Annotated in this window: 19 protein-coding genes; 18 read left to right on the top strand and 1 reads right to left on the bottom strand. The window is 70.3% G+C overall.

Annotation, left to right across the window (positions count from 1 at the left end; genetic code table 11):
• The first annotated feature begins 187 nt into the window (after positions 1-187).
• The 13 genes from H295_RS0121675 (at position 188) to H295_RS0121735 (ending at position 14,191) form a co-directional block, all read left to right on the top strand.
• Positions 188-1,708 (top strand): UDP-N-acetylmuramoyl-L-alanyl-D-glutamate--2,6-diaminopimelate ligase, encoded by a 1,521-nt coding sequence (locus H295_RS0121675; protein WP_028809607.1) that lies wholly within the window; start codon positions 188-190, stop codon positions 1,706-1,708.
• A 4-nt stretch (positions 1,709-1,712) separates the two neighbouring features.
• Positions 1,713-3,122 carry a UDP-N-acetylmuramoyl-tripeptide--D-alanyl-D-alanine ligase gene (locus H295_RS0121680; RefSeq protein ID WP_020137450.1) on the top strand — a complete coding sequence of 470 codons (1,410 nt, stop codon included), beginning with the start codon at positions 1,713-1,715 and terminating at the stop codon, positions 3,120-3,122.
• Positions 3,119-4,192: a phospho-N-acetylmuramoyl-pentapeptide-transferase gene (gene mraY / locus H295_RS0121685; RefSeq protein WP_020137451.1), complete on the top strand. Its 1,074-nt coding sequence runs from the start codon at positions 3,119-3,121 to the stop codon at positions 4,190-4,192. Before H295_RS0121680 ends, mraY begins: the two co-directional genes overlap by 4 nt.
• Entirely contained in the window at positions 4,174-5,592 is a 1,419-nt protein-coding gene (gene murD / locus H295_RS0121690; protein ID WP_028809609.1) for a UDP-N-acetylmuramoyl-L-alanine--D-glutamate ligase, read from the top strand. Before mraY ends, murD begins: the two co-directional genes overlap by 19 nt.
• Positions 5,593-5,612: 20 nt before the next feature.
• Positions 5,613-6,974, top strand: a complete 1,362-nt coding sequence (ftsW, locus tag H295_RS0121695; protein WP_028809610.1) for a putative lipid II flippase FtsW — start codon at positions 5,613-5,615, stop codon at positions 6,972-6,974.
• 6 nt (positions 6,975-6,980) lie between these two features.
• Complete coding sequence (gene murG / locus H295_RS0121700) at positions 6,981-8,072, top strand: undecaprenyldiphospho-muramoylpentapeptide beta-N-acetylglucosaminyltransferase (protein WP_020137454.1); 1,092 nt, start codon at positions 6,981-6,983, stop codon at positions 8,070-8,072.
• A gap of 25 nt (positions 8,073-8,097) precedes the next feature.
• On the top strand, positions 8,098-8,892 hold the full coding sequence (locus H295_RS0121705; RefSeq protein WP_028809611.1) for a cell division protein FtsQ/DivIB: 795 nt from the start codon (positions 8,098-8,100) through the stop codon (positions 8,890-8,892).
• A 287-nt stretch (positions 8,893-9,179) separates the two neighbouring features.
• On the top strand, positions 9,180-10,376 hold the full coding sequence (ftsZ, locus tag H295_RS0121710; RefSeq protein ID WP_020137456.1) for a cell division protein FtsZ: 1,197 nt from the start codon (positions 9,180-9,182) through the stop codon (positions 10,374-10,376).
• On the top strand, positions 10,373-11,101 hold the full coding sequence (gene pgeF / locus H295_RS0121715; RefSeq protein WP_020137457.1) for a peptidoglycan editing factor PgeF: 729 nt from the start codon (positions 10,373-10,375) through the stop codon (positions 11,099-11,101). Before ftsZ ends, pgeF begins: the two co-directional genes overlap by 4 nt.
• Before the next feature lie 6 nt (positions 11,102-11,107).
• Positions 11,108-11,827 carry a YggS family pyridoxal phosphate-dependent enzyme gene (locus H295_RS0121720; protein WP_020137458.1) on the top strand — a complete coding sequence of 240 codons (720 nt, stop codon included), beginning with the start codon at positions 11,108-11,110 and terminating at the stop codon, positions 11,825-11,827.
• A gap of 129 nt (positions 11,828-11,956) precedes the next feature.
• A complete protein-coding gene (locus H295_RS0121725; RefSeq protein WP_020137459.1) occupies positions 11,957-12,598 on the top strand; it encodes a cell division protein SepF in 642 nt (213 codons plus the stop codon).
• A 62-nt stretch (positions 12,599-12,660) separates the two neighbouring features.
• On the top strand, positions 12,661-12,945 hold the full coding sequence (locus H295_RS0121730; protein WP_020137460.1) for a YggT family protein: 285 nt from the start codon (positions 12,661-12,663) through the stop codon (positions 12,943-12,945).
• 46 nt (positions 12,946-12,991) lie between these two features.
• Entirely contained in the window at positions 12,992-14,191 is a 1,200-nt protein-coding gene (locus H295_RS0121735; RefSeq protein WP_028809612.1) for a DivIVA domain-containing protein, read from the top strand.
• Positions 14,192-14,342: 151 nt separating this feature from the next.
• Here the strand turns inward: H295_RS0121735 and ileS are convergent, their stop codons facing one another.
• Positions 14,343-17,474, bottom strand: a complete 3,132-nt coding sequence (gene ileS / locus H295_RS0121740; protein ID WP_020137463.1) for an isoleucine--tRNA ligase — start codon at positions 17,472-17,474, stop codon at positions 14,343-14,345.
• A gap of 587 nt (positions 17,475-18,061) precedes the next feature.
• Between ileS and H295_RS0121745 the strand changes: the two genes are divergently transcribed.
• From H295_RS0121745 to H295_RS0121765, 5 genes are all read left to right on the top strand, one after another.
• Positions 18,062-19,297 (top strand): TraR/DksA family transcriptional regulator, encoded by a 1,236-nt coding sequence (locus H295_RS0121745; RefSeq protein WP_028809613.1) that lies wholly within the window; start codon positions 18,062-18,064, stop codon positions 19,295-19,297.
• A gap of 61 nt (positions 19,298-19,358) precedes the next feature.
• A complete protein-coding gene (gene lspA / locus H295_RS0121750) occupies positions 19,359-19,934 on the top strand; it encodes a signal peptidase II (RefSeq protein WP_028809614.1) in 576 nt (191 codons plus the stop codon).
• Positions 19,935-20,011: 77 nt separating this feature from the next.
• The gene (locus H295_RS0121755) at positions 20,012-20,956 is read left to right on the top strand and encodes an RluA family pseudouridine synthase (RefSeq protein ID WP_020137467.1); all 945 of its coding nucleotides are present in this window, start codon (positions 20,012-20,014) and stop codon (positions 20,954-20,956) included.
• Positions 20,953-21,423: a GNAT family N-acetyltransferase gene (locus H295_RS0121760; protein ID WP_020137468.1), complete on the top strand. Its 471-nt coding sequence runs from the start codon at positions 20,953-20,955 to the stop codon at positions 21,421-21,423. The genes H295_RS0121755 and H295_RS0121760 overlap by 4 nt, the downstream gene beginning before the upstream one ends.
• 135 nt (positions 21,424-21,558) lie before the next feature.
• The gene (locus H295_RS0121765) at positions 21,559-23,133 is read left to right on the top strand and encodes a Na+/H+ antiporter (protein ID WP_020137469.1); all 1,575 of its coding nucleotides are present in this window, start codon (positions 21,559-21,561) and stop codon (positions 23,131-23,133) included.
• The last annotated feature ends 6 nt before the right edge of the window (positions 23,134-23,139 follow it).

Raw genomic sequence — 23,139 nt, forward strand, 5'->3', positions numbered from 1 at the left:
GCGGCCCTCCACACCTGCTCCGCATCCCGGAAAGGCCACCAGGAACCACCTCGTGACGACGATCACCTCCGCAGCCGGCCACCAGGGCACGCCCCGCCCCTCACTTCGCTCCGAGGCGGGTACGCCCGGTACGCTCACCGCCGTGTCACACGCTGATCAGTCCCAAACCACCCAGAAGGGCGCACCCGTGACCTATCCGGGACCGCCCAGGCCGGTCCGGGTCTCCGCAACACCCCTCGCGGAGCTCGCCGATCAGCTGGGCGCCGCAGCCCCGGCAGCCGCCGCCGAGATCACGGGCATCACCCATGACTCGCGCGCCGTCCGCCCCGGCGACCTGTACGCCGCCCTCCCGGGCGCCCGCCTGCACGGCGCCGACTTCGCGGGCCAGGCCGCGAGCCTCGGCGCGGTCGCCGTCCTCACCGACCCGGCCGGAGCCGAGCGCGCCGCGGCGAGCGGGCTCCCGGCCCTGGTGGTCGACGACCCGCGCGGGCGGATGGGCGAACTGGCGGCCACGATCTACGGCCACCCCGGCCGGGACCTGCTCCAGATCGGCATCACCGGCACCTCCGGCAAGACCACCACGGCGTACCTCGTCGAGGGCGGTCTGCGGACCTCCCGCAGCACCGGGCTGATCGGCACCGTCGAGATGCGCATCGGCGACGAGCGCATCAAGTCCGAGCGCACCACGCCCGAGGCCACCGACCTCCAGGCCCTGTTCGCGGTCATGCGCGAGCGCGGCGTCGAGGCGGTCGCCATGGAGGTCTCCAGCCACGCGCTGGTCCTCGGGCGCGTGGACGCCTGCGTCTTCGACATCGGCGTCTTCACCAACCTCAGCCCGGAGCACATGGAGTTCCACTCCGGCATGGAGGACTACTTCCAGGCCAAGGCGCAGCTCTTCACGCCGGAACGCAGCCGTCTCGGCGTCGTCAACCTCGACGACGAGTACGGCCGCCGGCTCGTCAAGGAGGCCTCGGTCCCGGTCGTCACCTTCTCCGCCGAGGGGCACCCGGACGCCGACTGGCGTGCCGAGGACGTCCGGGTCGGCCCGATGGACTCCACGTTCACCGTGCTCGGCCCCAAGGACGAGCGGATCACCGCCAGGTCGCCGCTGCCGGGCCCCTTCAACGTGGCGAACACCCTCGCCGCGATCGTCGCCCTGGCCGCCGCGGGCCTCGACCCGCAGACCGCCGCCGACGGCGTCGCCGCGGTGCCGGGCGTGCCGGGCCGGCTGGAGCGCGTGGACGCCGGGCAGCCCTACCTCGCGGTCGTGGACTACGCCCACAAGACGGACGCCGTCGAGTCGGTGCTCAAGGCCCTCCGCAAGGTCACCGAGGGCAAGGTGCACGTCGTGCTGGGCTGCGGGGGCGACCGGGACACGACCAAGCGCGGGCCCATGGGCGCCGCTGTGGCCCGTCTTGCCGACACCGCCGTACTGACCTCCGACAACCCGCGCTCCGAGGACCCGCTCGCGATCCTCGCGGCCATGCTCCAGGGCGCGGCCTCCGTGCCCGTGCACGAACGCGGCGAGGTCCAGGTCTTCGAGGACCGGGCCGCCGCGATCGCCGCGGCCGTCGCCCGCGCACAGCCCGGTGACACCGTGCTCGTCGCGGGCAAGGGCCACGAGCAGGGCCAGGACATCGCCGGGGTGGTCCGTCCCTTCGACGACCGCCAGGTGCTTCGAGAAGCCATCCAGAAGACCCAGGGATGAACTTGTGATCGCCCTCTCTCTCGCCGAGATCGCCTCAGTCGTCGGCGGGCAGACGCACGACATACCGGATCCGTCGGTGCAGGTGCACGGGCCCGTCGTCATCGACTCCCGGCAGGTGGCGGACGGCAGTCTGTTCGCCGCCTTCGTGGGGGAGCGCGTCGACGGCCACGACTACGCGGACCAGGCCGTCAGGGCGGGCGCGGTGGCCGTGCTGGCCCAACGCCCGGTCGGAGTGCCCGCGATCGTGGTCGAGGACGTCCAGACGGCCCTCGGCGCCCTCGCGCGTCATGTCGTACGACTGCTCGGCGCGACCCTCGTCGGCCTCACCGGCTCGGCCGGCAAGACCAGCACCAAGGACCTGATCGCGCAGGTGCTCCGGCGCAAGGCCCCGACGGTGTTCACACCGGGCTCGCTCAACAACGAGATCGGGCTCCCGCTCACCGCGCTCACCGCCACCGCCGAAACCCGGTTCCTCGTCCTGGAGATGGGCGCCCGCGGCATCGGACACATCAGCTACCTCACGGATCTGACGCCGCCGAAGATCGGCCTCGTCCTGAACGTCGGCACCGCCCACATCGGCGAGTTCGGCGGCCGCGAGCAGATCGCGCAGGCCAAGGGCGAGTTGGTGGAGGCGCTGCCCCCGGCGAGCGAGGGCGGCACGGCGATCCTCAACGCCGACGATCCGCTCGTACGGGCCATGGCGTCCCGTACGAAGGCGAAGGTGCTCCTTTTCGGAGAGTCCGGCGAAGCGGACGTACGCGCCGAGAACGTGCGACTCATGGACAGCGGACAGCCCGCCTTCATGCTCCACACACCCTCCGGTGCAAGCGAAGTGACCATGCGCCTGTACGGTGAGCACCACGTGTCGAACGCGCTCGCCGCGGCCGCCGTCGCCCATGAGCTGGGCATGTCCGCAACCGAGATCGCCACCGCGCTCTCCGAGGCGGGCTCCCTCTCCCGCTGGCGTATGGAGGTCACCGAGCGCCCGGACGGCGTGACCATCGTCAACGACGCCTACAACGCGAACCCCGAGTCCATGCGAGCCGCCCTGCGTGCGCTCGCGGCCATGGGCAAGGGGCGGCGGACCTGGGCGGTGCTCGGCAAGATGGCCGAGCTCGGGGACGAGGCGCTCGCCGAGCACGACGCGGTCGGACGGCTCGCCGTCCGGCTCAATGTCGGCAAGCTCGTCGCGGTCGGGGGCAGGGAAGCGTCCTGGCTGCAACTGGGCGCATATAACGAGGGTTCGTGGGGTGAGGAGTCGGTGCACGTGTCCGACGCACAGGCGGCGGTCGACCTGCTGCGCAGTGAATTGCGCCCGGGAGACGTCGTCCTCGTGAAGGCGTCCCGTTCGGTCGGCCTGGAGAGCGTCGCCCAGGCGCTGATCGACGCCGAGGGTGAGGTTGCTGCCCGATGATGAAGCAGATCCTGTTCTCAGGAGTCATCGGCCTCTTTCTGACCCTGGTCGGCACCCCGCTGCTGATCAAGCTGCTCGCGCGCAAGGGTTACGGCCAGTACATCCGGGACGACGGCCCGCGCGAGCACGCCAGCAAGCGCGGTACGCCGACGATGGGTGGTATCGCCTTCATCCTGGCGACCGTCGTCGCCTACTTCCTGTCCAAGGTCATCACCGGCTACCCGCCCACCTACTCGGGCCTGTTGGTGCTCGGCCTGATGTGCGGCATGGGTCTGGTCGGCTTCCTCGACGACTACATCAAGATCGTCAAGCGGCGCTCGCTGGGCCTGCGGGCCAAGGCGAAGATGGCCGGCCAGCTGATCGTCGGCATCAGCTTCGCGGTGCTTGCGCTGATGTTCCCGGACGCCCGCGGCAACACCCCGGCCTCCACCAAGCTGTCGTTCATCACCGACTTCGGCTGGAAGATCGGCCCGATCCTGTTCGTGGTCTGGGCGCTGTTCATGATCCTCGCGATGTCGAACGGCGTGAACCTCACCGACGGTCTGGACGGCCTCGCCACCGGCGCCTCCGTCCTCGTCTTCGGCGCCTACACGTTCATCGGCGTCTGGCAGTTCCAGGAGTCCTGCGCCAACTCGGGCACCCTGACCAACCCCAACGCCTGCTACGAGGTGCGCGATCCGCTCGACCTCGCGGTGATCGCCTCCGCGCTGATGGGCGCCTGCCTGGGCTTCCTGTGGTGGAACACCTCGCCGGCCAAGATCTTCATGGGCGACACCGGTTCGCTCGCGCTCGGCGGTGTCCTGACCGGTCTCGCGATCCTGTCCCGCACCGAGCTGCTGGTCGCCATCATGGGCGGTCTGTTCGTCCTCATCACCATGTCGGTCGTCATCCAGGTCGGCTCCTTCCGGCTCACCGGCAAGCGCGTCTTCCGCATGGCACCGCTCCAGCACCACTTCGAACTCAAGGGCTGGTCCGAGGTCCTGGTCGTGGTCCGTTTCTGGATCATCCAGGGCATCTGTGTGATCGTCGGACTGGGCCTCTTCTACGCGGGATGGGCAGCAGAGAAGTGATCGACCTGCAGGGCACGCACGTCACGGTCGCCGGGCTCGGCGTCTCCGGCATCCCGGCGGCCAAGGTGCTGCACGCGCGCGGGGCACACGTCACCGTCGTCAACGACGGCGACGACGCACGCGCGCGTGAGCAGGCCGCCGAGCTGGAGGCGCTGGGCGTCACCGTCCGGCTCGGCGACGGCGCGACCCTGCCGGAAGGCACCGAACTCGTCGTCACCGCGCCGGGCTGGAAGCCCGACAAGCCGCTCTTCACGGCGGCCCGCGCGGCCGGCGTCGAGATCTGGGGCGACGTCGAACTCGCCTGGCGGCTCAGGGGCCCTGACGCGGCCCCCTGGCTCGCGGTCACCGGCACCAACGGCAAGACGACCACCACCCAGATGCTGGCCTCGATCCTCAAGGCCGCGGGCCTGCGGACGGCCGCCGTCGGCAACATCGGCGTCTCCGTCCTGGACGCGGTGCTCGGCGACGAGCAGTACGACGTCCTGGCCGTGGAGTTGTCCAGCTACCAGCTCCACTGGGCGCCCTCGCTGCGCGCCCACTCCGCCGCCGTCCTGAACCTCGCACCGGACCACCTCGACTGGCACGGCTCCATGGAGGCCTACGCCGCCGACAAGGGCCGCGTCTACGAGGGCAATCGGGTCGCCTGCGTCTACAACGTCGCCGACAAGGCCACCGAGGACCTGGTGCGCGCGGCGGACGTCGAGGAGGGCTGCCGGGCGATCGGCTTCACCCTCGGCACCCCCGGGCCGTCCCAACTCGGCGTCGTCGAGGGCATCCTGGTCGACCGCGCCTTCGTGGAGGACCGGCACAAGAACGCCCAGGAGCTCGCCGAGGTCTCCGACGTCAACCCGCCGGCCCCGCACAACATCGCCAACGCCCTTGCCGCGGCGGCCCTCGCACGCGCCTTCGGGGTGCCCGCGAGGGCCGTACGGGACGGGCTGCGGAACTTCACCCCGGACGCGCACCGCATCGCGCACGTGGCCGACGTGGGCTCGGTCGCCTATGTCGACGACTCCAAGGCCACCAACACCCACGCGGCGGAAGCCTCGTTGGCGGCCTACGAGTCGATCGTGTGGATCGCGGGCGGGCTCGCCAAGGGGGCCACCTTCGACGAACTGGTCACCAAGTCGGCAAAGCGACTTCGCGGGGTCGTCCTGATCGGCCAGGACCGTGCCCTGATCCGCGAAGCCCTCGCGCGACACGCCCCGGAAGTACCCGTGGTCGACCTCGACCGGACCGACACTGGGGCGATGCTCGCGGCGGTCCGCGAGGCGCAGGCCCTGGCCGTGGCCGGGGACACGGTGCTGCTGGCGCCCGCCTGTGCGTCGATGGACATGTTCGCCAATTACAACAAGCGTGGTGAGGCGTTCGCGGAGGCGGTTCGCGAAATCGGCTCCTGACCGACGTAGCGGAGGCGTTGATGCCCAGTAGCCGGACCGGCAGGCCGCCCGTGCAGCGGGCGCCCCGGCGCCTCGTCGTCCCCCGGCAGGCCCGGGAGAACCCCGTCCTGCGGCTCTACAGCCGCGCGCGCAAGGCCTGGGACCGGCCGCTGACCGCCTACTACCTGATCCTCGGCGGCAGCCTGCTGATCACCGTGCTCGGCCTGGTGATGGTCTACTCGGCCTCCCAGATCACGGCGTTGCAGATGTCCCTGCCCGGCTCCTACTTCTTCCGCAAGCAGTTGCTCGCCGCCGTCATCGGCGGAGTGCTGCTGCTGGTGGCCTCGCGCATGCCGGTCAAGCTGCACCGGGCGCTCGCCTACCCGATTCTCGCGGGCGCGGTCTTCCTGATGGCCCTCGTGCAGGTGCCGGGGATAGGGATGTCGGTCAACGGCAACCAGAACTGGATCTCGCTCGGCGGCTCCTTCCAGATCCAGCCCAGTGAGTTCGGCAAGCTGGCCCTCGTGCTGTGGGCGGCCGACCTGCTCGCCCGCAAGCAGGACCGCAAGCTGCTGTCCCAGTGGAAGCACATGCTGGTGCCGCTCGTGCCGGTCGCCTTCCTGCTGCTCGGTCTGATCATGCTCGGCGGGGACATGGGCACGGCGATCATCCTGACGGCGATCCTGTTCGGGCTGCTCTGGCTCGCGGGGGCGCCCACCCGGCTGTTCGTCGGGGTGCTGTCGGTCGCCGCGTTCATCGGGTTCGTCCTCATCAAGACCAGCCCCAACCGGATGGCCCGGCTCGCCTGCATCGGCGCCACCGAGCCCCGGTCGGGCGGCGCCGACTGCTGGCAGGCCGTGCACGGGATCTACGCCCTTGCCTCCGGCGGGATCTTCGGTTCCGGGCTGGGTGCGAGTGTGGAGAAATGGGGCCAACTACCGGAAGCCCACACCGACTTCATCTTCGCCGTCACCGGTGAGGAACTGGGCCTCGCGGGGACGCTGTCGGTGCTCGCCCTCTTCGCGGCTCTAGGCTATGCGGGTATCCGCGTGGCCGGACGCACGGAGGACCCCTTCGTGAGGTATGCCGCGGGAGGCGTGACCACCTGGATCACCGCTCAGGCAGTGATCAACATCGGTGCGGTGCTCGGTCTGCTGCCGATCGCCGGTGTCCCGCTCCCGCTGTTCTCCTACGGAGGGTCCGCCCTGCTGCCGACCATGTTCGCCATCGGGCTGCTGATCGCCTTCGCGCGTGACGACCCCGCTGCGCGGGCGGCGCTGTCGATGCGGCAACCTCGCTTTGGTAAAAAGCGGGCGGGAGGCGCCGTGCCGGCACGGGGGCCTCGGAGATGGAACACGATGCGACGGCGTGCCTCATCGGCGCGCTCGTCCGGAGAGCGGTGAATTTCGGTGCATGTCGTACTCGCCGGTGGGGGGACCGCCGGCCACATCGAGCCCGCGCTCGCCCTCGCGGACGCCCTGCGCAGGCAGGACCCGGGAGTGGGGATCACGGCCCTGGGCACGGAACGGGGTCTGGAGACCAAGCTCGTCCCGCAGCGTGGCTACGAGCTCGCCCTCATCCCGGCCGTCCCGCTGCCCCGTAAGCCCACTCCCGAGCTGATCACCGTCCCGGGCCGGCTGCGCGGCACGATCAAGGCCACCGAGCAGATCCTGGAGCGCACCAAGGCCGACGCGGTCGTCGGCTTCGGCGGTTACGTCGCCCTGCCCGGCTACCTCGCGGCCAAGCGGCTCGGCGTGCCGATCGTGATCCACGAGGCCAACGCCCGCCCCGGCCTCGCCAACAAGATCGGCTCCCGGTACGCCGCCCAGGTCGCCGTAGCCACGCCGGACAGCAAGCTGCGCAACTCCCGCTACATCGGCATCCCGCTGCGCCACACCATCGCCACCCTGGACCGGGCCGCCGCCCGTCCCGAGGCCCGCGCGATGTTCGGCCTCGACCCCAACCTGCCCACGCTGCTGGTCTCCGGCGGCTCGCAGGGCGCCCGGCGCCTCAACGAGGTCGTCCAGCAGGTCGCGCCCTGGCTCCAGCAGGCCGGGATCCAGATCCTGCACGCGGTCGGCCCGAAGAACGAACTGCCGCACGTCCAGCAGATGCCGGGAATGCCCCCCTACATCCCGGTAAGTTACCTGGACCGGATGGACCTCGCGTACGCCGCTGCCGACATGATGCTCTGCCGCGCGGGCGCGATGACCGTCGCCGAACTCTCCGCCGTCGGGCTCCCGGCCGCCTATGTCCCGCTGCCCATCGGCAACGGCGAACAGCGTCTGAACGCCCAGCCGGTGGTCAAGGCCGGCGGCGGACTGCTGGTCGACGACGCGGAACTGACGCCCGACTGGGTACGGGCCAACGTCCTGCCCGTGCTCGCCGACCCGCACCGGCTGTACGAGATGTCCCGCGCCGCCGCCGAGTTCGGCCGCCGGGACGCCGACGACCTCCTCGTCGGCATGGTCTACGAGGCGATCGCCTCGCAGCGCCGTTAGGACCCGTGTACGAAGGGCAGGAAGCGTGGCCGGATCGACGACCGCCGAGCGCGGTGAACGCCAGCAGGAGTCGTCCGGCCCGCCTCCCGCCCGGCGGTTGAGGGCCCGGCGCCTTCGTGTGATCATCATCCTGGCCGTGGCGCTCGTCCTGCTCTCCGCGGGTACCGTCTGGCTGTTGTACGGCTCCCAGTGGCTGCGCGTGGAGCGCGTGTCGGTGTCCGGGACCACCGTGCTCACTCCCCAGCAGGTGCGCGAGGCCGCCGACGTGCCCCTCGGATCGCCCCTGATTTCCCTCGACACCGATGCCATTGAGGCCCGACTGCGCCGGAAATTGCCCCGAATTGACGCAGTTGACGTCAGCCGTTCCTGGCCTCATGGAATCGGGCTGAAAGTGACCGAGCGTGTTCCGGTTCTGCTTGTCCAAAAGGGCGGAAACTTTGTCGAAGTGGACGATGACGGTGTCCGTTTCGCCACGGTTTCCGTAGCCCCGAAAGGCGTCCCCGCACTGCAATTGACGCTCTCCCGGCCCGGCTCCCGCGCAGCGAGCCTGCGCCGCTTCGGGGAAGAGCGGCTGGTGCGCGAGGCGGTCCGCGTGGCGGGTGACATTCCGGCCGCGGTCGCGCACGCCACCCGTGCCGTCAAGGTGCGTTCGTACGACGACATCTCGCTGGAGTTGAACGACGGCCGGACCGTCGCCTGGGGGAGCAGCGAGAAGGGCGCCGCCAAGGCCCGTACGCTCAGCGCTCTCATGAAAGCCACCCCGGATGCGCGGCACTTCGACGTCAGCGTTCCCACCGCCCCGGCGTCATCGGGGAGTTGACGCACATCAGCGCAGGCCAGCACCCTGGTTGGGCACTGCTACGGCTGATCACATAGGGTGAAAAGAAAAACGGGAGGTTCGGCGTGTTCGTTGAACGTGCGCCACTTGTCGACTTAGTGTCCTGTTCAGAAGACTCCAGGGAACAGACACACTGGTAACCCTAAACTTCAGCGTTAGGGTTCGGGTCGGCGCTACGGACCGTCCCATTCGGCATCAGTCGACGGATCGCTTGGCAGCAGTGCCACATCGGTTCGGCGACACGTAACTCGAGGCGAGAGGCCTTCGACGTGGCAGCACCGCAGAACTACCTCGCAGTCATCAAAGTCATCGGTGTCGGCGGCGGTGGTGTCAATGCCATCAACCGGATGATCGAGGTCGGTCTCAAGGGCGTCGAGTTCATCGCCATCAACACCGACGCGCAGGCGCTGTTGATGAGCGACGCCGACGTCAAGCTCGACGTCGGCCGCGAACTCACCCGCGGACTCGGCGCCGGCGCCAACCCGGCCGTCGGCCGCAAGGCCGCCGAGGACCACCGCGAGGAGATCGAGGAGGTCCTCAAGGGGGCCGACATGGTCTTCGTGACGGCCGGTGAAGGCGGCGGCACCGGCACCGGCGGCGCGCCCGTCGTGGCCAACATCGCCCGCTCGCTCGGCGCCCTCACCATCGGCGTGGTCACCCGCCCCTTCACCTTCGAGGGCCGGCGACGCGCCAACCAGGCCGAGGACGGCATCGCGGAACTCCGCGAAGAGGTCGACACCCTCATCGTCATCCCCAACGACCGGCTGCTGTCCATCTCGGACCGCCAGGTCTCGGTGCTCGACGCCTTCAAGTCGGCCGACCAGGTCCTGCTCTCCGGTGTGCAGGGCATCACCGACCTCATCACCACGCCCGGCCTGATCAACCTCGACTTCGCCGACGTCAAGTCGGTCATGTCCGAGGCCGGTTCGGCCCTCATGGGCATCGGCTCGGCCCGCGGCGACGACCGCGCGGTGGCCGCCGCCGAGATGGCGATCTCCTCGCCGCTCCTCGAGGCGTCCATCGACGGCGCCCGCGGTGTGCTGCTCTCCATCTCCGGTGGCTCCGACCTCGGCCTGTTCGAGATCAACGAAGCCGCCCAGCTGGTCAGCGAGGCCGCCCACCCCGAGGCCAACATCATCTTCGGCGCGGTCATCGACGACGCCCTCGGCGACGAGGTCCGCGTCACCGTGATCGCCGCCGGCTTCGACGGCGGTCAGCCGCCGGCCCGACGCGAGACCGTCATGGGCTCGTCCTCCACCTCGGCCCGCCGCGACGAGCCCACTCCGGCACGGCAGACCGAGAGCCGTCCGTCCTTCGGCTCGCTCGGCAGCGTCACGCCGAAGGAGGACCCGGAGCCGGCGCCCGAGCCGGTCGCCGACCTCCCGGTCGCCCCGCCGGTCCCGCCGTCGCGGAGCTACTCCGACAGCGCGGCCGAGGAACTGGACGTGCCGGACTTCCTGAAGTGATAGGACAGCGCGAGAGCGTGAGCGGCGCGCACTTCGCCTTCACCGACCGGTGGGGCGGGGTGAGCGCCGCTCCGTATGCGGAGCTCAACCTCGGCGGAGCGGTCGGCGACGACCCCCAGGCCGTGGCGACCAACCGTGACCTGGCCGCCAAGTCGCTCGGGCTCGACCCCGCGCGCGTGGTCTGGATGAACCAGGTGCACGGAGCCGGTGTCGAGGTGGTCACCGGGCCGTGGGGCGAGCGCCCGGTGCCCGAGGTCGACGCGATCGTCACCGCCGAACGCGGTCTCGCCCTCGCCGTCCTGACCGCGGACTGCACTCCGGTGCTGCTCGCCGACCCGGTCGCCGGGATCGTCGCGGCGGCCCACGCCGGCCGGCCCGGCATGGTCGCCGGAGTCGTCCCCGCAGCGCTACGCGCGATGACCGGACTCGGCGCCGAACCCGCCCGGATCGTCGTCCGCACCGGACCCGCCGTCTGCGGAAAGTGCTACGAGGTGCCCGAGGAGATGCGCGCCGACGTCGCCGCCGTCGAACCCGCGGCGCACGCCGAGACGAGGTGGGGCACCCCCGCGGTCGACGTGACCGCCGGAGTGCACGCGCAGCTCGACCGGCTCGGGGTGCGCGACCGGCAGCAGTCGCCGGTGTGCACGATCGAGTCGGGCGACCACTTCTCCTACCGCCGCGAGCGCACCACGGGGCGACTCGCGGGATATGTCTGGCTGGGTTGATGGGGCATGACGGACCGTAAGGACGAACTCGCCGCGAATCTGGCGAAAGTGGAGGAGCGCATCGCCGCCGCGTGCGCTGCCGCCGGGCGCGGGCGGGACGAGGTGACGCTCATCGTGGTCACCAAGACCTACCCCGCGAGCGATGTGCGGACCCTCTGCGAGCTCGGGGTGCGGCACGTCGCCGAGAACAAGGACCAGGACGCGGCGCCCAAGGCCGCCGAATGCTCGGATCTGCCGCTCACTTGGCACTTCGTTGGCCAGTTGCAGACCAACAAGGTGCGATCCGTGGTCGGTTACGCGGATCTCGTGCAGTCTGTCGATCGTTCCAAGCTGGTGACGGCTCTCTCCAGGGAGGCCGTGAAGGCAGGGCGCGAGCTGGGGTGCCTCATCCAGGTCGCGCTCGACGCCGGATCCAGCGAGCGAGGGGAGCGGGGTGGCGTGGCGCCGGGCGGAATCGAGGAGTTGGCCGGCCTGGTGGCCGGAGCTCCGGGACTGCGGCTCGACGGTCTGATGACCGTCGCTCCGCTCACCGGTGAGTACGCGGGACGTGAACAGGCGGCGTTCGAGCGGTTGATGGATTTGTCGACCGACCTGCGCCGAGCCCATCCGGCTGCGAACATGGTCTCCGCAGGGATGAGTGCGGACCTCGAACAGGCCGTGGCGGCCGGGGCGACACATGTGCGCGTCGGCACCGCGGTACTCGGAGTCCGCCCCAGGCTCGGGTAACGTCGCCAGGAAGTCGGACCACAGCAGAAAATATGGTCATTACCGCCGAAAGGCGGCAATAACGACCTCGTGGATCGCGGGCACTTGGCAGTAGTCAGTCGATCCACCACAGAGCGGAGGACTCAGAGAATGGCCGGCGCGATGCGCAAGATGGCGGTCTACCTCGGCCTCGTGGAGGACGACGGGTACGACGGCCGTGGGTTTGACCCCGACGACGACTTCGAGCCCGAACTCGACCCGGAGCTCGAGCGGGACCGGCGACGGCATGAGCCGTCTCACCAGTCACATCAGGCACTTCAGCCCGAAAGGGACGAATCGGTCAGGGTCGTGCAGCCGTCGGTGGCGCGCGACCCGCTGCCCCGATCCTCTTCGCCGGCCGCGGAATCGGTGCGTCCCGCGCGTATCGCGCCCGTGGCATCCATCACACAAGAGCGCGCAAGCCTGGAGAAGAACGCACCGGTGATCATGCCCAAGGTCGTGTCGGAACGAGAGCCTTACCGGATCACCACACTTCACCCCCGGACCTACAACGAGGCCCGTACCATCGGGGAACACTTCCGTGAGGGCACCCCGGTGATCATGAATCTGACTGAGATGGATGACACAGACGCCAAGCGACTTGTCGACTTTGCGGCCGGTTTGGTGTTTGGTCTTCACGGCAGCATCGAGCGGGTGACGCAGAAGGTGTTCCTGTTGTCGCCTGCTAACGTCGATGTCACGGCGGAGGACAAGGCCCGCATCGCAGAGGGCGGGTTCTTCAACCAGAGCTGAGACGCACGACCGGAACAGCAGTACCCAGCAGCACGGAAACAGGGGAGAGGGAAGCACCAGCAATGAGCGTGGTCGTTCAGGTGATCTACATCGCGCTGATGTGTTTCCTCATCGTGCTCATCTTCCGGTTGGTCATGGACTACGTCTTCCAGTTCGCCCGCTCATGGCAACCCGGCAAGGCGATGGTGGTCGTTCTGGAGGCCACCTACACTGTCACTGATCCACCGCTCAAGCTTCTGCGGCGGGTTATCCCGCCGTTGCGTCTCGGGGGCGTGGCGCTCGACCTGTCCTTCTTCGTACTGATGATCATCGTCTACATCCTGATCTCCGTCGTGAGCCGGCTGTGAACGATACGGTCTTGCCGAATGCCGACGACTACGTTGAGGTGAAGAGATGCCGTTGACCCCCGAGGACGTGCGGAACAAGCAGTTCACGACCGTCCGCCTCCGAGAAGGCTATGACGAGGACGAGGTCGATGCCTTCCTCGACGAGGTCGAAGCCGAACTGACCCGCCTGCTCCGCGAGAACGAGGACCTGCGCGCCAAGCTGGCCGCGGCCACGCGCGCTGCTGCCCAGAACCAGCAGAACATGCGCAAGCCTCCGGAGCAGGACCAGCAGGGCGGCATGCAGCAGGGCGGTATGCAGCAGCAGGGCGGCATGCCCGGACAGGGAATGCCGCAGCAGGGCATGCGCGGACCCGGTCCCGGCGCTCCCGTACCGGCCGGCATATCTGGGCCGCCGCAGCAGATGGGTGGCCCCATGGGCGGTCCTCCCCAGCTGCCGAGCGGTGCGCCGCAGCTGCCCGCCGGCCCCAGCGGCCAGGGCGGCCCGCAGGGTCAGGGTCCGATGGGTCAGGGTCCGATGGGCCAAGGCCCTATGGGTCAGGGTCCGATGGGCCAGGGCACCATGGGCGGTCAGCCCATGCAGCAGATGGGTGGCCCGATGGGCGGCCCCATGGGCGGTCCGATGGGCGGCCCCGGTCAGGGCCCCGGTGGCGACAGCGCCGCGCGCGTCCTCTCGCTGGCCCAGCAGACCGCCGACCAGGCGATCGCCGAGGCCCGTTCCGAGGCCAACAAGATCGTGGGCGAGGCGCGTTCGCGTGCCGAGGGTCTCGAGCGTGACGCCCGTGCCAAGGCCGACGCCCTGGAGCGGGACGCGCAGGAGAAGCACCGCGTCGCGATGGGCTCCCTGGAGTCCGCCCGCGCCACGCTGGAGCGCAAGGTCGAGGACCTGCGCGGCTTCGAGCGCGAGTACCGCACGCGTCTGAAGTCGTACCTCGAGTCGCAGCTGCGTCAGCTGGAGACCCAGGCCGACGACTCGCTGGCCCCGCCGCGCACCCCGGCGACCGCGTCGCTGCCGCCGTCCCCGGCGCCTTCCATGGCTCCGGCCGGCGCGAGCGCCCCGTCGTACGGCGGCAACCCCGGCGGCATGGGCGGCGGTCCTTCGCCGGCCGCTCCGTCCTACGGCGGTCAGCAGCAGATGTCGCCCGCGATGACCCAGCCGATGGCGCCGGTACGGCCGCAGGGCCCCGGTCCGATGGGCCAGGCTCCGTCGCCGATGCGTGGCTTCCTGATCGACGAGGACGACAACTGACGGCCTCTAGTACGCCTTAGGCGTCGGCAGCGTTCAGGGCGGGACCCCGGATCTTTCATCCGGGGTCCCGCCCTTTTACGCGTGTTGATCACAATGTCGTAGGCATGAAGAAGGCCCGGTCCCCGAGGGGACCGGGCCTTCGGGCTCTGCCTTACGCCTTGCGCAGACGGAAGGTCAGGGACAGGCCCTCTTCGGTGAAGGGCTCGCCATAGGTGTCGTCCGCCTCTCCCTGCGCGAAGTCCGTGGCCAGGACCTCGTCGGAGATCAGCCCCGCGTGCTCGGTGAGAGCCGCGGTCACCGCCGGGTCCGTGGACGTCCAGCGCAGCGCGATGCGGTCGGCCACGTCGAGGCCGCTGTTCTTGCGGGCCTCCTGGATCAGACGGATCGCGTCACGGGCCAGGCCCGCCTGGCGGAGCTCCTCGGTGATCTCCAGGTCGAGGGCGACCGTGGCACCGGAGTCGGACGCCACCGACCAGCCCTCGCGCGGGGTCTCCGTGATGATCACCTCGTCGGGCGCGAGGGTGACGGTCTCGCCGTCGACCTCGACCGACGCGGTGCCCTCGCGCAGGGCCAGGGAGAGCGCGGCCGCGTCGGCGTTCGCGACGGCCTTGGCCACGTCCTGGACTCGCTTGCCGAACCGCTTGCCCAGGGCGCGGAAGTTGGCCTTCGCGGTGGTGTCGACCAGGCTGCCGCCGACCTCGGCCAGGGACGCGAGCGAGCTCACGTTCAGCTCCTCGGTGATCTGCGCGTGCAGTTCACGGTCGAGGGCGTCGAAGCCGTTCGCCGCGATCAGTGCCCGGGACAGCGGCTGACGGGTCTTCACACCCGACTCCGCGCGCGTGGCCCGGCCCAGCTCGACCAGCCGGCGCACCAGGACCATCTGCCGCGACAGCTCCGGGTCGATGGCGGAGAGGTCCGCCTCCGGCCAGGAGGCCAGGTGCACCGACTCCGGGGCGCCCGCGGTGACCGGCACCACCAGGTCCTGCCAGACCCGCTCGGCGATGAACGGGGTCAGCGGGGCCATCAGCTTGGTGACCGTCTCGACGACCTCGTGCAGGGTGCGCAGCGCGGCCTTGTCGCCCTGCCAGAAACGGCGCCGGGACCGTCGTACGTACCAGTTGGACAGGTCGTCGACGAACGCCGACAGGAGCTTGCCGGCGCGCTGGGTGTCGTAGGCCTCCAGAGCCTGCGTCACCTGGTCGGTGAGCGCGTGGAGTTCGGACAGCAGCCAGCGGTCCAGGACCGGGCGGTCGGCCGGGGCCGGGTCCGCCGCGCTGGGCGCCCAGTTCGACGTACGGGCGTAGAGGGCCTGGAAGGCGACCGTGTTCCAGTACGTCAGGAGCGTCTTGCGGACGACCTCCTGGATGGTGCCGTGGCCCACCCGGCGGGCCGCCCACGGGGAACCGCCGGCCGCCATGAACCAGCGCACCGCGTCCGCGCCGTGCCGGTCCATCAGCGGGATCGGCTCCAGGGTGTTGCCCAGGTGCTTGGACATCTTGCGGCCGTCCTCGGCGAGGATGTGGCCGAGGCAGACGACGTTCTCGTACGACGACTTGTCGAAGACCAGGGTGCCGACGGCCATCAGCGTGTAGAACCAGCCGCGTGTCTGGTCGATGGCCTCGGAGATGAACTGCGCCGGGTAGCGGGACTCGAACAGGTCCTTGTTCTTGTACGGGTAGCCCCACTGCGCGAACGGCATCGAACCCGAGTCGTACCAGGCGTCGATGACCTCCGGCACGCGCGTGGCCGTCTTCCGGCACTGCGGGCAGTCGAAGGTGACCGCGTCGATGTACGGCCGGTGCGGGTCGAGGTCGGACTGGTCCGTGCCGGACAGCTCGGTGAGCTCCGCGCGGGAGCCGACGACGGTGAGGTGGTCGTCCTCGCAGCGCCAGATCGGCAGCGGGGTGCCCCAGTAGCGGTTGCGGGACAGCGCCCAGTCGATGTTGTTCTGGAGCCAGTCGCCGAAGCGGCCGTGCTTGACGGTCTCCGGGAACCAGTTGGTGTTCTCGTTCTCCTGGAGGAGACGGTCCTTGACGGCGGTGGTGCGGATGTACCAGGACGGCTGCGCGTAGTAGAGGAGCGCGGTGTGGCAGCGCCAGCAGTGCGGGTAGCTGTGCTCGTACGGGATGTGCTTGAACAGGAGGCCGCGCTGCTGGAGGTCCTCGGTGAGCTGTTCGTCCGCCTTCTTGAAGAAGACGCCGCCCACCAGCGGGACGTTCTCCTCGAAGGTGCCGTCCCGGCGGACGGGGTTCACGACGGGCAGGTCGTAGGCGCGGCAGACCTTGAGGTCGTCCTCACCGAACGCGGGGGACTGGTGGACCAGACCTGTGCCGTCCTCGGTCGTGACGTACTCGGCGTTGACCACGTAGTGGGCCGGCTCCGGGAACTCCACGAGCTCGAACGGACGTTGATACGTCCAGCGCTCCATTTCGGCGCCGGTGAAGGACTGGCCGGTGGTCTCCCAGCCCTCTCCGAGCGCCTTGGCGAGCAGCGGCTCGGCGACGACGAGCTTCTCCTCGCCGTCGGTCGCGACGACGTAGGTGACCTCCGGGTGCGCGGCGACCGCCGTGTTGGACACCAGGGTCCAGGGGGTCGTCGTCCACACCAGGAGCGCTGCCTCGCCGGCGAGCGGACCGGAGGTGAGCGGGAAACGGACGTACACGGAAGGGTCGACGATCGTCTCGTAGCCCTGCGCCAGCTCGTGGTCCGACAGGCCCGTCTCGTCACGGGGGCACCAGGGGGCCACGCGGTAGTCCTGGACCAGCAGGCCCTTGTTGAAGATCTCCTTCAGCGACCACCAGACCGACTCGATGTACTCGGGGTCCATCGTGCGGTAGGGGTCCTGGAGGTCGGTCCAGTAGCCCATGCGGGTCGTGAGCGCCTCGAAGGCGTCGGTGTGGCGGGTCACCGACTCGCGGCACTTCGCGTTGAACTCGGCGATGCCGTACGCCTCGATGTCCTTCTTGCCGGTGAAGCCGAGCTCCTTCTCCACCGCGAGCTCCACCGGCAGGCCGTGGCAGTCCCAGCCGGCCTTGCGGGCCACGTGGTAGCCGCGCATGGTGCGGAAGCGGGGGAAGACGTCCTTGAAGACGCGGGCCTCGATGTGGTGGGCGCCCGGCATGCCGTTGGCGGTGGGCGGGCCCTCGTAGAACACCCACTCGGGGCGGCCCTCGGACTGCTCCAGGGTCTTGGCGAAGATCTTCTGCTCGCGCCAGAAGTCGAGCACGGCGTGCTCGAGCGCGGGCAGGTCGACCTGGGCGGGCACCTGGCGGTACTGCGTCATCAGTCTTCCTCCGGCGGATGTGCTGCCTTCCGTCCGGAGGGACGAGAGCCTTCTTCTGTACGCCGGTCTCGGCGCGCTCCCGCGGTACCACCCTCCTTGGCCCGCCGGCACGGGGTGTGCGCCGGTGAGCCCCCTCATTGGGGTCGCGATGCCGGGTCTACGCCCCCTGCTGGGGTTTCTTCCGGCGGCTCCGGGGTGATCTTCGCGTCGCGCTCGCCCCCGGGCTTCCACCGTCCCCGGGTCGCTCCTGGCTGCGTACGCCGCTACTCGTCCCCATCCACGCTTTTCGCTCCGCCCAGTGTACGGCGCGTCGAGGACAGTGACCGACCGGTTTTCCGGGGCCGGGCGCCGAGGCCGCCGCGGGGTGGGGAGTGACCCGAATGGAGCGGCACGACTGTTCGCATTCCGGGACGCCCGCTCCGGCGGATTACCCGGCGGGGAGCTGGGCACAACGCTTGCATGCTTCCCGCTCCGCGCGCGGGGGGCGGGCGAATCGGGCGGCGTGCCCCGTTGCCGCGGGACTCGAGTCGATTTATCGTCCCAGCACGATTCGCGAGCAAGATCACAATATGTGAAGGGGCCGCGGCATGGTGGCTAAGAAGACCGCCGTACAGCAGTCGGCGTCGGGCCGGTCCACCGATGCCCGGGCCTCCGGCGGCGAGGCCAAGGAGACAGGCGGGAAGAAGAGTGCGCGGGGGGCGCCCGCCAGGAGTGCGGTCAAGGCCGTCAAGGCGGTCGGGGCGGCTGCCAGGAAGGCGGTGCCCCGGAAGGCAGGCGGTGCCAAGAAGGCCACGGCGGCCTCCGGCGGGCGCGGGGCCGCGGAGGACGGGAGATCGGGCGGGAGAACGGCGGCGGAGGCGCCTGTAGGGGGGCCGGAGGAGACCACCAAGGGCGTCGGCAAGGCCTCGGTCACCAAGACGTCCGCGGCCTCGAAGAAATCCACGGCCACTAAGAAGGCAGCGAGCGCGAAGAAGGCCGCCGGCGCGAAGAAGGCCGCGGTCTCCAAGAAGGCGGTCGGCAGGCAGCCCGCGACCGCCGAGGAGCCCGCGGTCGCGAAGAGGACTTCGGGCACGAAGAAGGCCTCGGTCACGAAGAAGGCCTCGGAGGCGAAGAAGGCCTCGGAGGCGAAGAAGAAGGCGGTCACGAAGAAGGCCGCGGCGAAGAGCACCGCCGCGGGGAAGAGGACGGCCGCGAAGGACACCGCTGTCACGGGGACGGTCGCCACGGAGGCCGGTGTTCCGCAGGGCACCTCCGGGGAGGGCACCCCCAAGAAGCGGGCGGCCAGGAAGAGCACGGCCAAGAAGGCGGGCGCGGCCGAGGCCGCGAAGAAGACGGGAGCCACGACGGTGGTTGCGAAGAAGACTCCTGGCACGGCCACGGCGGACAAGAACGCCGTACCCGGCGCGCGTGCCTCCGCGGCGGAACCCGGCGAACTCGCGGTACGCCCCGGCGAGGATCCCTGGACGCCCGAGGAGGTCGAGGAGGCCCGCGCGGAGCTGACGGCCGAGGTGCTGCGGCTGCGCACCGAGATCACCACCTCCGAGGAGTCCCTGGTCGGGCTCATGCGGGACTCCGGTGACGGCGCGGGCGACGACCAGGCCGACACCGGCACGAAGAACATCACGCGGGAGAGCGAGATGGCCCTCGCGGCCAACGCGCGCGAGATGCTCACCCAGACCGAGCGCGCCCTAGGACGCCTCGACGCCGGCACCTACGGTCTGTGCGAGAACTGCGGCAACCCCATCGGCAAGGCACGCATGCAGGCCTTCCCGCGCGCGACCCTGTGCGTGGAGTGCAAGCAGAAGCAGGAACGCCGGTACTGAGGGTGCTTGTGGGCGTGTCGTACCCTCGTCCTCAGTCAGGTACCTAGGTCGAGGGACTCACGTGGCAGAGGCGGAGCGCATCATCGGTACGCCGGATACCCCAGAGGCGGCGGGGGCCGAGCCGGAGCAGGACGTGCAGGCGCGGTCCCGGGGCAGGCGCCGCATCGCCGTGCTGTTCACGGTCGCCGCTTTCGCGTACGCCCTGGACCTCATCAGCAAGATGATCGTGGTCGCCAAGCTGGAGCACCACGAGCCGATCGAGATCATCGGTGACTGGCTGAAGCTGGAGGCGATCCGCAACGCGGGCGCGGCCTTCGGCTTCGGCGAGGCCTTCACCGTGATCTTCACGGTGATCGCGGCCGCCGTCATCGTGGTCATCGCCCGGCTGGCCCGCAAGCTCTACAGCCTGCCCTGGGCGATCGCGCTCGGTCTGCTGCTGGGCGGTGCCCTCGGCAACCTCACCGACCGGCTGTTCCGCTCGCCCGGCGTGTTCGAGGGGGCGGTGGTGGACTTCATCGCGCCCAAGCACTTCGCGGTCTTCAACCTCGCGGACTCGGCGATCGTGTGCGGCGGCATCCTGATCGTGCTGCTGTCCTTCAAGGGGCTGGACCCGGACGGCACCGTCCACAAGGGCTGAGCGCCGCCCCAGCCCCGGCCTTCCGGTTTTCCACAGGGCCGGTCGGGGCGGTCCGGGCGGTCCGGCATACTCGACGGGTGAGCACGATTCCCGAGATCCGTACCCTGCCCGTGCCCGACGGACTGGAGGGCGAGCGCGTCGACGCCGCCATCTCCCGCATGTTCGGCTTCTCCCGCACCAAGGCGGCCGAGCTCGCCGCCTCGGGGAAGGTCACGGTCGACGGGTCGGTGGTCGGGAAGTCCGAGCGGGTGCACGGCGGGGCCTGGCTCGAGGTCGAGATGCCGCAGGCGCCCGCGCCGGTGCAGATCGTCGCCGAGCCGGTCGAGGGCATGGAGATCGTCCATGACGACGACGACGTGGTCGTGATCGTCAAGCCCGTCGGCGTGGCCGCGCACCCCTCCCCGGGCTGGACCGGGACCACCGTGATCGGCGGGCTCGCCGCCGCCGGGTACCGGATCTCGACCTCCGGCGCCGCGGAGCGCCAGGGCATCGTGCACCGGCTCGACGTGGGCACCTCCGGGCTGATGGTCGTGGCCAAGTCGGAGCGGGCGTACACCTCGCTCAAGCGCCAGTTCAAGGAGCGCACGGTCGACAAGCGGTACCACACGCTCGTCCAGGGCCACCCGGACCCGACCAGCGGCACCATCGACGCGCCCATCGGCCGCCACCCCCAGCACGACTACAAGTGGGCAGTCACCGCCGAGGGCAAGCCGTCCGTGACGCACTACGACCTCATCGAGGCGTTCCGCGCGGCCTCCCTGCTCGACGTGAAGCTGGAGACCGGGCGCACCCACCAGATCCGCGTCCACATGGCGGCCCACCGCCACCCCTGCGTCGGCGACCTGACGTACGGCGCCGACCCGACGCTCGCCAAGCGGCTCCGGCTGACCCGGCAGTGGCTGCACGCGGTGCGGCTCGGCTTCGAGCACCCCGGGGACGGGGAGTGGGTCGAGTTCGCGAGCGACTACCCCGAGGACCTCCAGCAGGCGCTGGACCTGGTGCGCGAGGAGACCTACGGGTGAGCACGCCCGCCTACGAGGTACGGGTCGCCGAGGACCCAGCCGACCGTGAGGCCTGCTTCACGGTCCGCAAGGAGGTCTTCGTCGGCGAGCAGGGCGTGCCCGAGGACATCGAGTACGACGCCTACGACGCCGTGGCGCTGCATGTGCTGGCCGTGCGGGAGGACGGTGCGCCGCTCGGGACCGGGCGGCTGCTGTTCGGCGAGGCCGCGGCCTCGAAGACCGGCGGGGACGCCTCGGTGGGGTCCCTGGGGCGGCTCGCGGTGACGCAGACGGCGCGGAGCCTCGGGGTGGGCGCCGCGCTGGTCCGGGCCATCGAGGACGCGGCACGCGCGCGTGGGCTGGCCGCGGTGGACCTGCACGCGCAGACCCACGCGCTGGGGTTCTACGAGCGGCTGGGGTACGTGGCGTACGGGCCGGAGTTCCCGGACGCGGGGATCCCCCACCGGGCCATGCGGCGGGTGCTCTGACGGCTCGGCGGGATCCCGGGCCCGATTCCGGACCGGGTCCGGGCGGTACTCGCAGGCGGCGATCGGGCAGGTCCCGGGGTTGAGCGGGCAGACTTAAGGGACCGATGGTTCGTCGAGGTGCCCGGAGTTCTGACCGTGGATCAGTTGGCCCTGTTGTTCGTGTTGTTGCTGGGGGCTCTGATCAGCGTCCCGGTGGGGGACCGGTTCGGGTTGCCGGCGCCCGTGCTGATGACGCTGCTCGGGATCGTCCTCGCGGTGCTGGACTTCGTGCCCAACGTCGACATCCCGCCCGAGCTGATCCTGCCCATCCTGCTGCCGCCGCTGCTCTACGCCGCCGTCCGGCGCACCTCCTGGCGGCAGTTCACGGCCAACAAACGGCCGATCTTCCTGCTGGCCGTCGCCCTCGTCTTCGTCACGACCCTGTCCGTGGCCGCGGTCGCCCACACCATCGTGCCGGGGCTGCCGGTCGCGGCCGCCGTTGCGCTCGGCGCGCTCGTCGCACCGCCCGACCCGGTCGCCGCCACCGCGGTCGCGGGCCAACTGGGTCTGCCCCGCAGGCTGGTGTCCATCCTGGAGGGCGAGGGGCTCTTCAACGACGTGACGGCGATCGTGCTGTACCACGTGGCCGTCGCCGCCGCCGTGAGCGGCTCCTTCCACCCGGGCGAGGCCGCCCTCGAGCTGGTGCTCTCGGCGGTGGTGGCCGTCGCCGTGGGGCTCGCGCTCGGCTGGGGCGCCAACAAGCTGATGGACCTGCTGGGCGACGCGACCCTCCAGATCGGGCTGACGGTCCTCGTGCCGTACGCCTCCTACGTCCTCGCCGAGGAGCTGCACGGCTCCGGTGTGCTCGCCGTGCTGACCACCGCGCTGTTCCTCGCCGAGTACGGCACCGACGCCGACGACGTGATGACCCGGCTCGCCGGCCACACCTTCTGGGACATCGTCGACACGCTCGTCACCGGGGTGGCCTTCGGGCTCATCGGACTGGAGCTGCACAACGCGATCAGGACCGCCTCCGGGCGCTGGGCCGAGATGCTCGGCTGGGCCGGGGTGATCGTGGCCGTGGTCGTGTTCGTACGGCTCGCGTGGCTGCTGCCGGCGACCGCGCTCACCAAACGGATGCACGCCAAGCGGGACTACGAGGAGGAGATCCCGGTCGGGTGGCGGGAGACCGTCATCATGTGGTGGTCCGGGATGCGGGGCGTGGCGTCCGTCGCGCTGGCCCTGGCCATTCCGCTGGAGACCGAGTCCGGGGCGGGGTTCCCCGACCGGGACGAGATCATCTTCATCGCGTTCGGGGTGATCATGGCGACCCTGGTGCTCCAGGGCCTGACCCTGCCGTGGCTGGTGAAACGGCTGGGGGTGAAGGCCGACTCCGAGCGGGAGATGGAGTTCGAGAAGTCACTGGCGGTCCGGGCGGCGAAGGCCGCCAAGCGGCGGCTCAAGGAGATCGAGAACGCCGAGGAGCTGCCGGAGGAACTGTCCGAGCAGATGCTGCGGCGGGCGTTCGAGATCGGTGTGCGGATCCATCCCGAGATGGGGGACGAGGAGCGCCGTGAGGCGCGGCGGCGGCTCAAGCGGATGCGGCGGATCCAGGGGGAGATGCTGAGCGCCGCGCGGCACGAGGTGCTGGCGGCGCGGAGCGAGCCGGGGGCCGACCCGGAGGTCGTGGACCGGGTGTTGCGGCATCTGGACGTTCGCAGTCTGCGGTGACCGCAG

Origin of the sequence: Streptomyces sp. 351MFTsu5.1, assembly GCF_000383655.1 — a bacterium.
GTDB classification, from domain to species: Bacteria; Actinomycetota; Actinomycetes; order Streptomycetales; family Streptomycetaceae; genus Streptomyces; species Streptomyces griseorubiginosus.